The 15,122-nt window shown below is 69.8% G+C and carries 13 protein-coding genes; 11 read left to right on the top strand and 2 right to left on the bottom strand.

Going from position 1 to position 15,122, the window contains the following annotated elements:
* Window positions 1-70: 70 nt before the first annotated feature.
* The 11 genes from KUM44_RS03620 (at window position 71) to KUM44_RS03570 (ending at window position 12,134) form a co-directional block, all read left to right on the top strand.
* The gene (locus KUM44_RS03620; RefSeq protein ID WP_217206178.1) at window positions 71-1,039 is read left to right on the top strand and encodes an arabinan endo-1,5-alpha-L-arabinosidase; all 969 of its coding nucleotides are present in this window, start codon (window positions 71-73) and stop codon (window positions 1,037-1,039) included.
* 106 nt (window positions 1,040-1,145) lie between these two features.
* Entirely contained in the window at window positions 1,146-2,660 is a 1,515-nt protein-coding gene (locus KUM44_RS03615; RefSeq protein ID WP_217206177.1) for an alpha-N-arabinofuranosidase, read from the top strand.
* Between the two features lie 268 nt (window positions 2,661-2,928).
* Window positions 2,929-3,177 (top strand): hypothetical protein, encoded by a 249-nt coding sequence (locus KUM44_RS45005; RefSeq protein ID WP_254388980.1) that lies wholly within the window; start codon window positions 2,929-2,931, stop codon window positions 3,175-3,177.
* 322 nt (window positions 3,178-3,499) lie between these two features.
* The gene (locus tag KUM44_RS03605) at window positions 3,500-4,159 is read left to right on the top strand and encodes a DUF4360 domain-containing protein (protein WP_217206176.1); all 660 of its coding nucleotides are present in this window, start codon (window positions 3,500-3,502) and stop codon (window positions 4,157-4,159) included.
* Window positions 4,160-4,298: 139 nt separating this feature from the next.
* Entirely contained in the window at window positions 4,299-5,156 is an 858-nt protein-coding gene (locus tag KUM44_RS03600; protein WP_308402477.1) for a phosphotransferase, read from the top strand.
* A 141-nt stretch (window positions 5,157-5,297) separates the two neighbouring features.
* On the top strand, window positions 5,298-5,675 hold the full coding sequence (locus KUM44_RS03595; RefSeq protein WP_217206175.1) for a peptidase inhibitor family I36 protein: 378 nt from the start codon (window positions 5,298-5,300) through the stop codon (window positions 5,673-5,675).
* A gap of 162 nt (window positions 5,676-5,837) precedes the next feature.
* The gene (locus KUM44_RS03590) at window positions 5,838-6,839 is read left to right on the top strand and encodes a winged helix-turn-helix domain-containing protein (protein ID WP_217206174.1); all 1,002 of its coding nucleotides are present in this window, start codon (window positions 5,838-5,840) and stop codon (window positions 6,837-6,839) included.
* Between the two features lie 359 nt (window positions 6,840-7,198).
* Window positions 7,199-7,429 (top strand): hypothetical protein, encoded by a 231-nt coding sequence (locus KUM44_RS03585; RefSeq protein WP_217206173.1) that lies wholly within the window; start codon window positions 7,199-7,201, stop codon window positions 7,427-7,429.
* 206 nt (window positions 7,430-7,635) lie between these two features.
* A complete protein-coding gene (locus KUM44_RS03580) occupies window positions 7,636-7,842 on the top strand; it encodes a trypco2 family protein (RefSeq protein WP_217206172.1) in 207 nt (68 codons plus the stop codon).
* Complete coding sequence (locus tag KUM44_RS03575; RefSeq protein WP_217206170.1) at window positions 7,839-11,036, top strand: serine protease; 3,198 nt, start codon at window positions 7,839-7,841, stop codon at window positions 11,034-11,036. The genes KUM44_RS03580 and KUM44_RS03575 overlap by 4 nt, the downstream gene beginning before the upstream one ends.
* Window positions 11,037-11,156: 120 nt before the next feature.
* Window positions 11,157-12,134, top strand: a complete 978-nt coding sequence (locus KUM44_RS03570) for an arabinan endo-1,5-alpha-L-arabinosidase (RefSeq protein WP_217206168.1) — start codon at window positions 11,157-11,159, stop codon at window positions 12,132-12,134.
* 77 nt (window positions 12,135-12,211) lie between these two features.
* On the opposite strand, the gene KUM44_RS03565 is transcribed toward KUM44_RS03570, so the two are convergent.
* Both KUM44_RS03565 and KUM44_RS03560 read right to left on the bottom strand, forming a co-directional pair.
* Complete coding sequence (locus KUM44_RS03565) at window positions 12,212-13,825, bottom strand: histidinol-phosphate transaminase (RefSeq protein WP_217206167.1); 1,614 nt, start codon at window positions 13,823-13,825, stop codon at window positions 12,212-12,214.
* Window positions 13,826-14,010: 185 nt separating this feature from the next.
* Window positions 14,011-15,096, bottom strand: a complete 1,086-nt coding sequence (locus KUM44_RS03560; RefSeq protein ID WP_374202006.1) for an aldose epimerase family protein — start codon at window positions 15,094-15,096, stop codon at window positions 14,011-14,013.
* Window positions 15,097-15,122: the final 26 nt, after the last annotated feature.

Raw genomic sequence — 15,122 nt, 5'->3', positions numbered from 1 at the left:
CCGCCAGAGGACAGCGCCACACCAGCCGCCTCCGGCCCTGGCGGGCCGCCACCGATGCAGGGAGCCACAGTTGAAGCGCCTCGGACTCGCCACCGTTGTGACCGCCGCCCTCATCGCCCTTCTGCCGACCACGGCCCAGGCGGACACCACCTACCCCGACCCGCTCCCGATCACCGGCCGGCAGATCATCCACGACCCGACCGTCCTCAGGCTGAAGTCCGGCCAGTACGTGGCCTACTCGACCGGCGGCGTGATCGGCGCCCGCCTCTCCAAGGACCGCAAGCACTGGGACGACGCGGGCAACGCCTTCGCCGGTCCGCCGAGTTGGTGGTACGAGTACAACGACACGGGTGATCCCTGGGCCCCGGACATCTCGTACCGCGCGGGCAGGTACTGGCTGTACTACGCGGTGTCCAGCTGGGGCACCAACCACTCGGCGATCGGCGTCGCGACGTCCCGCTCCGGCCTCCCCGGCACCTGGACCGACCACGGCAAGGTCCTCACCTCCGAGACGACCGACACCTGGAACGCCATCGACCCCGCGATCATCCAGGCCGACGGCAGGCTCTGGATGTCCTTCGGCTCGTACTGGACGGGCATCCGCATGGTCGAGCTCGACCGCAGGACGGGCAAGGCGCTCACCGCAGCCCCGGTCCACCACCTGGCCACCCGCCCCGACGCCCCGTACGCGGTCGAGGGCCCGTACATCGTCAGACACGGCCGCCACTACTACCTCTTCGCGTCGTACGACCAGTGCTGCCAGGGCGTGAACTCGACCTACAAGATCAGGGTGGGCCGCTCGACGTCGGTCACCGGCCCGTACGTGGACAGCGAGGGCAGGCCGATGCTGGAGGGCGGCGGTGACCTGCTGCTGGAGGGACACGGACAGTACGTAGGCACGGGCGGCCAGTCGGTGTTCCGAGACCGGAGCCAGGACTGGCTGGCGTACCACTATTACGACGCACGGGACGAAGGCACCCCCAAGCTGGGCCTGAACAGACTGCACTGGACAAGAAGCGGCTGGCCCATCGTCCTCTAGGGGCGCGGGGCTGTGTCCGATATGCGGCTCCGCCGCGTGGGCGCGACCAGCCCCCACAACCCGCAGCCGCCAACGAAACAAGAACGACCCCTCTGGAAAGGCGACCATGCAAGAAACGGCCCGCGTCACCCTCGACCCCGCCTTCACCATCGGCGAGGTCAACCCCCGAATCTTCGGCAGCTTCGTCGAACACCTCGGCCGCTGCGTCTATACCGGCATCTTCGAACCCGACCATCCCACCGCCGACGAAGAGGGCCTCCGCCAGGACGTCCTGGACCTCGTCCGGGAACTCGGCGTCACCGCCATCCGCTACCCCGGCGGCAACTTCGTCTCGGGCTACAAGTGGGAGGACTCAGTAGGCCCCGCGGACGAACGCCCCCGCCGCCTCGACCTCGCCTGGCGCTCGACGGAGTCCAACCGCTTCGGCCTCTCCGAGTACATCGACTTCCTCCGCAAGGTCGGCCCCCAGGCCGAGCCGATGATGGCCGTCAACCTGGGCACCCGCGGAGTCGCCGAGGCGCTGGAACTCCAGGAGTACGCCAACCATCCGGAGGGCACTACCCTGTCCGACCTCCGTGCCGCGCACGGCGACAAGGACCCCTTCGGCATCAAGCTGTGGTGCCTCGGCAACGAGATGGACGGCCCCTGGCAGACCGGTCACAAGACCGCCCAGGAGTACGGCCGGATCGCCGCCGAGACCGCCCGCGCCATGCGCCAGATCGACCCCGGCGTCGAACTCGTCGCGTGCGGCTCCTCCAGCCAGTCCATGCCGACCTTCGCCGCCTGGGAGGCGACGGTCCTGGAGGAGACGTACGACCTCGTCGACCACATCTCCCTGCACGCCTACTACCAGCCCGAGAACGGCGACATCGACTCCTTCCTGGCCTCCGCCGTCGACATGGAGTCCTTCATCGAGAACGTGGTCGCCACCGCCGACCACATCGGCGCGAAGCTGAAGTCGAAGAAGAGGATCAACCTCTCCTTCGACGAGTGGAACGTCTGGTACATCTCGGAGTGGCACGAGATCGAGAACTCCGGCGCGCGGGACTGGGCACAGGCCCCGCGGCTGCTGGAGAACAACTACAGCGTCACCGACGCCGTCGTCTTCGGCTCGCTCCTCATCGCGCTGCTGCGGCACGCCGACCGCGTCACCGTCGCCTGTCTCGCCCAGCTCGTCAACGTCATCGCGCCGATCATGACGGAGCCGGGCGGCCCGGCGTGGCGCCAGACGACGTTCTTCCCGTTCGCGCAGGCCTCGCGGTACGGCCGTGGCCAGGTCCTGGACGTCCGCGTGGACTCGCCGACGTACGAGACGAAGAAGTACGGGGAGGCCGACCTGCTGCACGCCACCGCCGTACGCGCCGAGGACGGCTCGGTCACCGTGTTCGCGGTCAACCGCAGCCGCACCGAGGCGCTGCCCCTGGAGGTCGCCCTGAACGGGCTCGACCTGACGCGGGTCGTCGAGCACAGCGCCCTCGCGGACGCCGACCCCGACGCCCGCAACACCCTCGACGACCCCGAGCGGGTGGCCCCGCACCCGGTCGAGGGCACGGCGCTGAAGGACGGCAGCCTCACCGCCGTACTGGAACCGCTGTCCTGGAACGTGATCCGGCTGGGCTGAGACCGACGGAGGTCCACGCCTCGGACCTCCGTCCCACATTTCGGACACTCGTAGCTCGCCCCCAGCCTGATGCCCCAAGGCCCGGTCCCGTCCATCCCTGCCAGCCCGGTATGAAACCTCGGGAAGACGGGACCGGCCGCATGCGCACGCACGCTGATACTGCTCACCCTGGGGACGAATCCGGCCGCCGCCTCCGCGACCGTCCACCTCGCCGAGATCCGGATGGAGCCCGCGCAAGGTCATCGGCTCGATCGACACCAGTGGGTTTTTGGTCGCGGTCGCCGCGAGTCTCGGCTTCCTGTTCTCGCTGGGCTCGCAGGGCGTCGACCCCGTCCGGGTGGCAGCCTTCCTCGCCGGCGGCCTGGTCGCCGCCCCGGTCGCGGCCTGGCTGGTGCGCGTCCTGCCGCGCCGCGTCCTGGGCTCCGCGGTGGTCGGCGTCATCCTCGTCACCAATGTCCGCACCCTGCTGAACAGCGACTGGCTCGCGGTATCCGGGGTGACGGCCGTGGCGGTGTAAGCCGCTCTGTACGGCCTGTGGGCCGCCGCCCTGACGTACTCGGTTCCGCGCCCACCTGAAGGAGGTGAGGGCCGCGGCCGGGGCCGACCCCGCCGAGGAGCGGCGGCAGCCGGTCGGCGTCTGACCGAACGGAATCGGCCACCTGGGGGCCACCTCGCTCAACCGCGTTGTGAATGGCTGGAGTTGGCCCTGTCGGCGACTCGCGCAACTCCTACGATGCGTACGCCTCCAGCCTTCACAGAAACCCCACTGATTCTTCAAATATTGAACAAGTGGGCGCGGGTCGGAGGTACAGCCACCCCCCATCCCCAAGGAGCGCTCCATGGCACGTGGACTCCTGCGATTCCTGCTGAGCGGCGGCGCATTCGCCGCTCTGCTCACCGCGGCGCTGCCCGCGCAGGCGGCCCCGGCGTTCGAAGACCCGCCGCCGGACAAGATCGTCATCAAGGTCGCCACGGTGAACGGTTCCGGCTGCCCCCAGGGCACCACCGCCGTCGCCGTCTCCGAGGACAACACCGCGTTCACCGTGACGTACAGCGACTACCTCGCCCAGGTCGGCGGCAACTCCGACCCCACGGCGTTCCGTAAGAACTGCCAGCTCAGCCTGGTCGTGCATGTCCCCGGTGGCTTCACCTACGCCATCGCCAGCGCCGACTACCGCGGCTTCGCCGCCCTTCAGCCCGGCGCGAGTGCCATACAGAGAGCCTCGTACTACTTCCAGGGCTCACCGAGCACGCAGTTCCGCAGCCACCCCTACAGCGGCCCGCTCAACGACAACTGGCAGGCCACCGACGAGACCGACTGGGCCCAACTGGTCTGGGCGCCCTGCGGAGTCCAGCGCAACTTCAACATCAACACCGAGCTGAGAGTGAACCTCGGCTCGTCCTCGCCGAGCAAGGTCAGCTTCATGACCATGGACTCGACGGACGGCGACATCAGCACGGTGTACCACCTGGCATGGAAGCAGTGCCCGGAGAAGTAGCCGAGTAGCCCACCGCGGCCCCCGCGGATACGTCAGGCCGTGCCCGGCGCGGGAGATGCCGGGTACGGCCTGACACCTGCACCGCACCTCCGCCGCAGTCGAGGCGGCTGTCGGCGCAGGGCGCGAGCTCGGACTCGCCGTGACTGATGCCAGGGTGCTCCACAACGTCTTCTCCGTCGTTGTCCACCTCGCGCCCGTACCGGTCGTGGCCCGGATTCCCACCGTCCTGCCGCACTCCGAGGACCTCGACTCCCTGGCGCGTCGCCAGCGGGCGGAACTGGACGTGACGCGATGGCTCGCCGATCAGGGAACCCCTGTGATACCTCCCAGCCCTCTCGTGCCCCGGGAACCGGTTCGGCGCGACGGGTTCTCGATGACGTTCTGGCAGTTCGTCGAGGAGGACCGGGACAAGGAACCCGACTACGTGGCGAACTCCGAAAGCGTTGCCGACCTCCACGCCGCGATGCGCGCGTACCCGGGCCGTCTGTCGTTTCTGTCCGCAGCCGACCCGCGGTTCATCGCGGAAAGCCTTGTGCTGCTCGAAAAGCTCCCCGACCTCATCGGCGCGGCCGAGTTGGACCGAGCGCGCCGAGAGTGGCAGATCCTGGAACCTCGCGTGCGCTCACGCAGGGCGTTCGAAGAAGCGTTCCCGGGGGTCGACCTCCAGCCCATCCACGGCGACTCCCCGCCGGCGAACATCTTCTCCGGGACGGACGGGGATCTCTACGCCGACTTCGAGCTGATCACCTCGGGCCCCGTCGAGTGGGACCTGGCCGCCCTCGGACCCGTCCACGAAGCCGCCTACGACCGCGGCGCGCGGCGCAACGGCACGAGACTGCTGAACGAGGATGTCCTGCGCTTCGTGAACGCGGTCGGGATGCTGCGGATCATCGCCTCCCTCACGCTCGTGCCGCAGCTGCCCGAGTTGGCGGAGTACCTCAAGCCGGCCGTCGACCAGTGGCAGACGATGCCGTTCGCCGGGGGCCTGGCCCCCTGACACCGACAAGTACGCGGCGTCGGTGTTCCCCGAAGCCGCCATGCGGGTTCGATTCGATCTGGATCGAAGGCGGGTGCGGGGGGCGGGGTGCGGACCGCAGGCTGGACGTCGTACGCAAGACCACGGGGAAAGGAAGACCTCATGTCCCTCCGCAAGCACCGTCTCTCCCTCGGCCTGGCCGCCCTCGTCGGCAGCGCCGCCATGCTGGCGATGCCCACGTCCGCGCAGGCGGCCGGGGACCCGGCGACCTGGCCCTGCGACCCGTCCGAGTTCTGCATCTACCACGACGCGCAGGGCGGCGGCGCGCACTACTCGCTGTCGGACGGCGCGTCCGACCTGGGCCAGCTGCCGGGCGGTCTCAACGACCACGTGTGGTCGGTGAAGAACATCTCCGGCGACGACTGGTGCCTGTACCGCGACGCGGACCACGAGAACGAGATCCAGGTGATCCTGGACGGGCAGGCGCTGGACCTGGCGTCGCCGGTGCGTGACCAGGTCAGCTCCGTCGAGCCCTGCTGACCGGTCCTCCCGGACGAGGCCCCGCCGCACGCGTTCGTGCGGCGGGGCCTCGGCACGGGTGGCCCCGGGTGCCGGGCGGAGCCCCATGACTTCTGAGGATGGCAAGCGGCGCTGCCCCCTGGACCATGTGAGTGCACGACACGCGGAACGGGGACGGCTCACATGGCGGTACGCATTCACTTCACCGACGACGATCTCGCGGGCATCAGGCTGGCCCAGGCTCCCGACCCCCTGTGGGAGGCACTGCTCAGCATGCACATGCTTCAGACGGACACCGGGTCCGCCGTCTTCGGCGGCTGGCGGGGCAGAGTGCGCCGCGAACTGCCCACGGCCGTACGTCCGTTGCTCCGGCTGGCCCCACCCGTCGGCTACTCGGCGGACTTCCTCACCCCGGCCGCCGGGACGGGTGGCCTCGATGCCGGGATCGGCGCCCTGCTGTCGACGCCACGGCAGCGGCTGAGGGGTGACCTGGTCGAGTTGTCCCGCGCCGGCCGACCACTGCCGTCCTGGGCGAGGCCGCTCGCCGACGGTGACAAGGAGGCCGTCGTCCACCTCGCGCGGGCGGTCCGGGCGTACTTCGCGACCGCGCTGGCGCCCTGGTGGGGACGCGTCCGTACTCGTTTCGACGCCGAACGCGCCGCCCACGGGCGGTACTTGGCCGACGGGGACCTGGGCGCCCTGCTCGGCGCCCTCCACCCCGGCCTCGTCTGGCGGCGACCCGTCCTGGAGGTGACGGGGCCGGGCGCGGCGGATCGCGATGTCCGGCTGGACGGGCGGGGGCTGCTGGTCCTCCCGTCGTACTTCTGCTGGCGCAGGCCGACGGTGCTGAAGGATCCCGCCCTGCCGTGTGTCGTGGTGTACCCCATGACGCACGAGACGGTTCTGAGCGGGGGCGCGACCGGGCTGCGCTCGCTGAACGCCCTCCTCGGCCGCACCCGCGCCGGGATCCTCGAAACGGTCGCGGATCACGGGGTGACGACCACCGAACTCGCCCACGACGCCGGGATCTCCCCAGCCACTGCCAGCCACCATGTCGGCATCCTGCGCAAGGCGGGGCTGCTCAGCACGTGCCGGGCGGGGAGAGCCGTACTGCACTCCGTGACGCCGCTCGGAATGGCGCTGCTGGGCGGCCCTACGGCCCCGCGGCCACGGCGTTCGGCGTGAGACCGACGGCGGGGGCCCGAACCTCCGGCAAACGTCCACACCAGCGCACCAGGAGTTCATGCCGAGCCTCGCCGACCACCACATCCTCCCGCCGCGCGCCGCCTTGTCGCCGAAGTGTCCGTCTTGGAAACCGGGCCGCAACCCTCGCGTACGCGGCCAGGCGGCAGGTCCCGTGAAGAAGTTGGCGTATTCGGTGACCCGATGGCCATAGCGGTGAAGCCGGTCGCCGGAATGCGTCGTCCACCGGCCTGGAGAGGCTGGCCGTCTCCTCTTCGGCGTGCTTTGATCCTGCGCACGGCTGGAGGCGCCGTAGCCACCGCCGCTTATGCAACATGTTCACTTGAAGGGAACCGCAGGTTATGAGCTTCACCTCTCAGGTTGAAACGGCCGAGATCGCCGACTCCGTCCTGGACGACATCTCCGGTGGTCAGGCGGGTGCTGCCGCCGCCGGTCTCGCGGGCGCCCTCTCCGGTACTCTCGCCGGCGGTCTCTCCGACTCCCTCTCCGCCGTCGCCTGCGTCGACGCCTTTGCCGCGATCTCGCCCGAGGGCGTCGCGCTGGGCCTGCACGGGCACGCTGCCGCCAACTGACGAAACATGTGCGACGGGCCCTGGATCAATTGATTCCGGGGCCCGTTCTTTTTCTCAGCCATTCCGGCCGTGAGAGACAAATGCTGCCCGTGATTCCGGCGAAAGCGCCAACTGGCGTTCCTGCGGGCCGCATCCGGCGCCGCCGCCACGGCGCTTTGGCGTGAACCGATGGCGGTGGAGGTCGAGGTCTCTCTAGCGTGGGGCACATGAGCGACCACCGGATCGAACTGGCCGACGCCGTACAGGCGGTACGGGACGAACTGATCACCGCTGCGGCCCGTTCGTCCGGGCAGGACGTGACCTTCGAAGTGGGCGACATCGCGCTCGACTCCGCGACCGGGCAGCCGCGGCAGGTGCGCAGCGGGAGCCGCGGGAGCGTCGGGCGGTTCGGCGAGGGTGACGACGGGCGGTGATCGGGGGGCAGGCCCGCGAGCGGGCCCTCGTGGTGTGGGGGAACGGGCAGGGGAGCGGGGTGCTGCTCGACCGGCACACGGTGCTCACGGCGTGGCATGTGGTCGCGGACAGCGGGACCGTCGAGGTGGTCCATCCTTCGTCGGGCAAGCCGGTGCCCTGCCACGTCGGCTGGGCGAATCCGAAACTCGACGTCGCCGTGCTGATCGTCCTCGACGACGTGATCAGCGTCGAGTCCGCCGCACCCATGGGCCGTCTCCGGCTCGGCCGGCTCGGCACCGACGCTCCGCTCCCGCACTGCCAGATCGTCGGCTTCCCCGAGATCCAGCGCTACGGAGAGCACGGCGAGGACCTGGAGTACGACCAGTACCGGGTGAGCGTGCTGCCCATGGCCGGACGGATCAAGGGCGTCCTCACCTGCGAACTGGACCAGCCGGCCGTCGATGAGCAAGGGCGCCGGGCGTCACCGCTCAGCGGACTCTCCGGTGCCCCGGTCTTCGCCGGCCCGGTGCTGCTCGGTGTGGTGACACAGGTGCCCCAGGGCCGTCGCCACCTCAGGATCGAGGCGGCGTCGATGACGGGCGTCATCCGGGAAGGGGCCATGGGGTTCCTTCACCCGCACGTGCAGAGCATCACCGAAGTCGATCCCCGGGACGAGAACTTCGAGAGCCGGTATGCGCAGGACCTGAGTTCCCAGTACCGCAAGACGGAGATCTTCGGCATCGAGGAACTCGGCCGGAGTGAGTCCCGCTGGGACCTCGACACCGCCTATCTGAGCCTGCGGGCCGAGGCCGCCGTCTACCCGTCGTCGTTCCCCGGCCCGCGGCGGCACGGCCCGGCGTGGGACAGCGCCCAGCGCATCGAGACCCTGCTGACCGACCGGCCCCTCGTCCTGCTGCGGGGCGAGGCGGGCGCCGGCAAGACGACCCTCGTCTGGTGGCTCGCCGCCCATGCCGCGAACGGCACGCTGAGCGACGATCTCGCCGATCTGAACGGCCTGGTCCCGTTCGTCATCCCGCTGCGCGAGGTGCACGCGCGCGGCGGACGCTTCCCCACGGTGGCGGAGCTCCTGTCCGCCGGGCGGGTCAGCACGGACGGCCAGCCCGACGGCTGGACCCGCCGGGTGCTGGAAGCGCGGCGCGGCCTCCTTCTGGTCGACGGCCTGGACGAGGTCCCGGCGGAGGAGCGCGAGGAGGCCCGACGGTGGCTGTGCGCCCTCCTGGACCGGTACCCCGGCACCCGGTGCCTGGCGACAGTGCGCCCCAACGCGGTCGAGGAGCGGTGGCTCACCGGCGACGGCTTCGCCGAGCTGACCCTCCTGCCCATGAGCGACGACGACATCCGCGCCTTCGTGCACGCCTGGCACAACGCGGCCCGTCTCGAGTGCCGCGAGGAACACGAGCTTCTCACCTCCCTGGAACAGGATCTGGCGCACCAGCTGGAGCGGAACCCGGCGCTTCGCGACCTCGCCCGCACCCCGCTGCTGTGTGCCGTGATCTGCGCGCTGCACCGCCGTCGCCGGGGGCTGCTGCCCACCACCCGCTGGCAGCTCTACCGGGCCGCGCTCGCCATGCTCCTCGGCGGCCGGGACGCGGGCCGGGGCGTCCTCAACGCCGATCACGTCCGACTGGACTCCGACGAGCAGCACACACTGCTCCAGCGGCTGGCCATCTGGCTGGTCCGCATGGGGCTACAGCAGCTGACGCGCGATCAGACGCTGCGTCAACTGTCCCTCGCCATGCGGGACATGCCCCAGGTCCAGGAACAGGGGCCGCCCGAGAAGATCCTGCGCTTCCTGCTCGACCGCAGCGGGCTGCTCCAGGAACGGGCCGACGACGCGATCCAGTTCATCCACCGGACGTTCCAGGACTTCCTGGCGGCCAAGGAGTTCCACGAGAGCGGCTACATCGAGGAACTCCCGAACCACGCCCTCAGCGAGTACTGGCAGGACGTGATCGTGTTGGCCGCCGGGCACGCGGCACGTCCGGCCGCCCGCCATCTCATCGCCGATCTGCTCGGCCGCGGCGACGCCGCTGAGCAGCGCTGGGTGCAATACCGCCACTACGTCCTGGCCGCGCGGTGCGCGCTCAACGTCCAGTCGTTGAACTCCGGCCTGATGGACATGGTGAAGGACCGGGTCGGCTCCCTCATGCCGCCCCGGGACCGTGAGGAGGTCGAGGACCTCGCGGGCCTGGGCGACTGGATCGTGGGGCTGCTGCCCGACGCGGAACACCTGCGCGACCGCGTGGCCCTCAACACCGTACGGCTCCTCGGCCGGGTACGCAGCGCGAAGGCCCGGCACAAACTCAGGCAGTGCGCGGCGCATCCGGACCCCGGCGTCCGCGGCGAGGTCGCCAAAGCCTGGGAGCTGCACCCGCTGGAGGAGTACGTCGACGAGGTGCTGTACGGCGCCCACCTGCCCGACCTGCTGGTCGACAAGCCCGCGCAGTTCCTGCGACTGTCCCGCCTGGGATCCGTCGCCAAGCTCACCGTGCGCGGTTCGTACGCGGAGGAGGAGCTGAACGCCCAACTCCCGTCGCTCGGCCTCGAATCCCTGGCGATCTGGGACAACGAGTCGATCGAAAGCCTCGGCTTCCTGTGGGCCCGACCCGATCTCAGAGCCCTCGAACTACAGGACTGCCCGGAACTGCGGGACTTCTCCGCCGTGCGGGACCTCCGCCTGACGGCGCTCCGACTGTCCGGAGCCATCCACGGGGGCATCGCCCCGCATCCGGGCGTACGCCGCCTGGAGGCGGGCATCGAGAACGTCGGATGGCTCGGAGAGCTGGAGGCCTGGCCGAGTCTGCGCACGCTCACGGTCCAGGGGTACTGCCGGAACCCCCTCTGGATCCTCCGCTCCGCGCGCAACGCTCCCCGGCTCACCCGCATCGCGCTGGGCATCGACTCCCTCCGCGAACTCCAGCCCGTGGACCCGCTGCCCCGCGTCGAACGGCTGATGCTCACCGGCGTGTGGGACTACCGGGACACCGGGGAGCTGAGCCGCGTCTTCCCCGGCCTGAGAAGGCTGGCCCTGGGGCTGATGGCGACGGCGCCGGGCACGCTCGACCTGCGGGACCTGCACGGTATGCCGGACCTGCGAGTCGAGTTGTGGAGTTCAGGCCCGGTCGAGCCCGCCATCGTGGGAGCGGAGGCCTTCGGCGACCGGCTGCTGGTCCATCAGCTCCCGCACGCGTAGGCCGGGGCCATTGACGCGCAAGTGGTTCGATTCTACGTTCCGTTCGAACTTGCGAGCATCGTGCGAGATGTCGGCCAGATATCTGCCGATCTGTCACCCCCACCGCAAGGAGGACCCCGAATGAGCCGCACCCTCCGTAAGCGAACCGCCCTGCTCGCCCTCCCCGCCGCCGCCCTGCTCGCCCTGATCCCCTCCACCGCGTCCGCGTACCCCAACCCCGGCCGTGTCACCGGCGACGTCGTCACCCATGACCCGACGATGATCCGCACCTCCTCCGGCCAGTACCTGCTCTACGCCACCGGAGGCGGCATCGCGAACAAGACCTCCAGCGACCGCACCGCCTTCAGAAACGGCAGCGACGCCTTCGGCAGCCGGCCGAGCTGGTGGCGGAACTACTCCTCCGTGCCGGAGGCCTGGGCGCCGGACATCTCGTACCACGGCGGCAAGTACCTGATGTACTACTCCGTCTCGAAGTTCGGCTCGAACACGTCCGCCATCGGCCTCGCCACCTCCACCACCGGCCGGCCGGGCAGCTGGACCGACCAGGGCTCGGTCTACACGTCCAGCTCCTCCAGCGACTACAACGCCATCGACCCGAACCTCTTCGTGAACGACGACGGCAAGTGGTGGCTGTCCTTCGGCAGTTGGTGGACCGGGATCAAGATGATCCAGATCAACCCCTCCACCGGGAAGCAGCTCAGCTCCCACACCACCCGCTACTCGCTCGCCTCCCGCCCCACCGGGACCAAGGCCGTCGAGGCACCCTTCATCGTCAAGCGGGGCGGCTCCTACTACCTCTTCGCCTCCTACGACACCTGCTGCGCCGGGACGAGTTCGACCTACAAGGTCAAGGTCGGGCGGGCCACCAGCATCACCGGGCCGTACACCGACAAGAACGGCGTCTCGATGATGAACAACGGCGGCACCCCGGTCCTGGAGTCGCACGGCAGTGTCATCGGTCCCGGCGGTCAGTCGATCATGAACGACGTCGACGGCGACCTGATCGTCTACCACTACTACGACGGCAACGACAACGGCACGCCCAAGCTGGGCATCAACCTCTTGAACTGGAGCAGCGGCTGGCCCGTCGCCTACTGAGCCAACCGCGTGGGCGCGACAAGCCACAACGAACCCGCAGTCGCACAAGCACCCGCCCCCCTATGACGAAAGGGCGCTTACCCGGTCTGCCCCATCCCCGCCGCATTGGGCCAACTCTGGCTGTTCGGCCACCCGGTCGCCGGCGCGGGCGCAAGCCCGGGAGCCGGCCCGGTCGTACCCCGAACCTGCGCGGCCGTCAGCCCACCCCGAGCCGGTACTCCCGGCGGGGTGGGCGCAGGCATCGTCGCCGCAGCCGGCGCCACAGGCGACGGGAACGGCATCGGCGCGGGGGCGGCGGGAGCCGGTGCCGGCATGGGGGCCACGGGCGCCGGCGCCGGCATGGGCGCCGGAGCCACCGGCATGGGCGCCGGCATGGGCGCCGGCATGGGCATGCCCGCACCCGGCATCCCCTGCGGCTGAGCCACCGCAGGCATGGGCGACGCGACCCCCATGGCCTGCGCCTGCGCGGCAAGCGGCGTCCCCGAACCGTTGGTGGAGCTCACCAACCGGTCCACGGCCGCCGTACCCGAGCTGTAGTTGGTCCCTGTACCGAGCTCGGGTACGGCGGCTCCCCTCCTGGTCCCGTAGAGCACCTGTTCCAGGCCGGACACCAGGCGACGCACGTCCACCTGGGGGCGCACCACGAGTCTCAGGAAGCGGCTGGACGAACCGATCTTGTTGCCGCACTCGCGGACCAGGATCCGGTGCTCGGTGAGCAGCCGGTCGCGGACCACGGTGCCTTCCGCGCCGACGGGGAGGCGCACGAAGAGGAAGTTGCCCTGGGACGGGTAGACCGTCAGTCCGGGCAGCGAGGCGAGCTGGCTGGCCATGTCGAGGCGGTCCTTGCGCACCTGATGGAGGCTCTGCGCGTACTCGGCGCCGTGGTTCTTGAGCATGAACACCACGTGCTCGGCGAAGGCGTTGAGGTTCCACTTCGGCAGCATCGAGCGGACCATGCCCGCGAGCGCCGGGTTGGCGACGAGGTAGCCGAAGCGGATGCCGTGCAGACCGAAGTTCTTGCCGAGGGAACGCAGGACTATGACGTTCGGGCGCAGCATCGCCTCCTGGACCACCGACGGATCCTGTTCCGCGTCGGCGAACTCCAGGAACGACTCGTCGATGATCACCAGGTCCAGGTCGGCCATCGCGTCCATGAACTGCACGAGCGCGTGCTTGTGGAGGTAGCCCCCGTCGGGGTTGTTGGGGTTGCAGATCACGGCCACCCGGGTGCCCCGGGCCCGGATGAACTCGGCGTACTGGGCCAGGTCCAGGGCGAATCCGCTGGACTCCTGGAGCGGGAACATGTCGACCCGCTTGCCGGTCTCCATCGGCTGGTCGGTCCAGCGGCCGAACGTGGGGACGGGGATGGCGAGGGACTCACGGACCATCAGGTGGTCGATCCAGGTGATCAGCTCGGTGGAGCCGTTGCCCATCGCCACGCACTGCGGCGGGAGTTGGAGCAGGCTGCACAGCTCGGCCGTGATGGTGTCGGCGCTGCTCGGGTAGTAGGTGATGATGTCCTTCAGCCGGGCCCCCATGTCCTGGAACATCTCCGGCGTAGGGAAGTACGGGTTGCAGGGGATGCAGAAGTCGACCGGACCGGCCCCGTCGCCGCCCTCACGCGTCAGCGCCGCCATCGACGGGCTGTGTGCCGCGGTGCTGCGGAACAGCGAGGTGACGTTGTCGGCCATGGAACCTCCGTATGGGGCGGACCCGGCGGGGCGACCCGGGTCCGTCGTCTTTGGGTGGCCCGCGCGGGGGAGCACGGGCCGCCCCTACATACGGAGGCTGGGGTGGCGCTGTTCAACCACTGGGAAATCGGTGAGAACGTGTGTGCCACCTGTGAAGAACCGTCAGAAGGGACGGCTCGACGGACTCAGCAGCTGAACGAGTGCACCGTCGTCGAACGGTACGTCTGCCCGGGGCGCAGCACCGTCGAGGGGAACGACGGCTTGTTCGGCGAGTCCGGGAAGTGCTGCGTCTCCAGGCACAGCGCGTCGCCCTGCCGGTAGGTGCGGCCGGACGGGCCGACGAGGGTGCCGTCGAGGAAGTTGCCGGAGTAGAACTGCATGCCCGGCTCGGTGGTCGCCATCCGCAGGGTGCGGCCGGAGGAGGGGTCCTTCAGCGTGGCGATCCACTCGGGGCGCGGCGAGATGCCCTTGTCGAGCACCCAGTTGTGGTCGAAGCCCTTGCAGTACAGCAACTGCTGGTGGCCTTCGCGGAGGTCCTCGCCGATCGCCTTGGCGCGGCGGAAGTCGAAGGGGGTGCCGGCGACGGGGGCCGGCTCACCGGTGGGGATGAGGCCCGAGTCGACGGGGGTGTAGCGGGACGCGGCGATCTTCAGCTCGTGGTTCTCGATCGTGCCGCTGCCCTCGCCGGCGAGGTTCCAGTAGACGTGGCTGGTGAGGTTGACGACGGTGGCCTTGTCGGTGGTGGCCTCGTAGTCGATCCGCCAGTCGCCGTGCTGGGTGAGGGTGTACGTCACTTTCACCTTGAGCGTGCCGGGGTAGCCCATCTCGCCGTCCACGGACGTGTGGTGCAGGTGCAGACCGACGTCGGAGCCCTTGGTGAACGGCTCGACGTCCCACACGTGCCGGTCGAGGCCCTTGGCGCCGCCGTGCAGGCTGTTCACGCCGTCGTTGACGTCGACCTGGTAGGCCTCGCCGTCAAGGGTGAACCGGCCCTCGCCGATGCGGTTGCCGTACCGGCCGATCAGGGCGCCGAAGTAAGGGCTCCCCGCGACGTAGTCCTCGATGGTGTCGAAGCCCAGGGAGATGCCGGCGAGCCGGCCGCGGCGGTCCGGGACCTCCAGGGACTGCACGATGCCGCCGTAGGAGAGGACCTTCATCCGCGTGCCGCCGTTGGCCAGCGACCAGCTGTGGACCTTCGTGCCGTCGGCGAGCTTGCCGAAGAGTTCCTTCACGGGTTGCTCCCCGCCCTTCTCACATGAAAGGGGCCCCACCCTTCGGCGAGGCCCCTCTTCCGCTT

It is taken from the genome of Streptomyces sp. AC550_RSS872, assembly GCF_019049285.1.
In the GTDB taxonomy this organism is placed as follows: Bacteria; Actinomycetota; Actinomycetes; order Streptomycetales; family Streptomycetaceae; genus Streptomyces.
The sequence above is the reverse complement of the archived record's forward strand: the minus strand, read 5'-3'. Positions and strand labels throughout refer to the sequence as shown.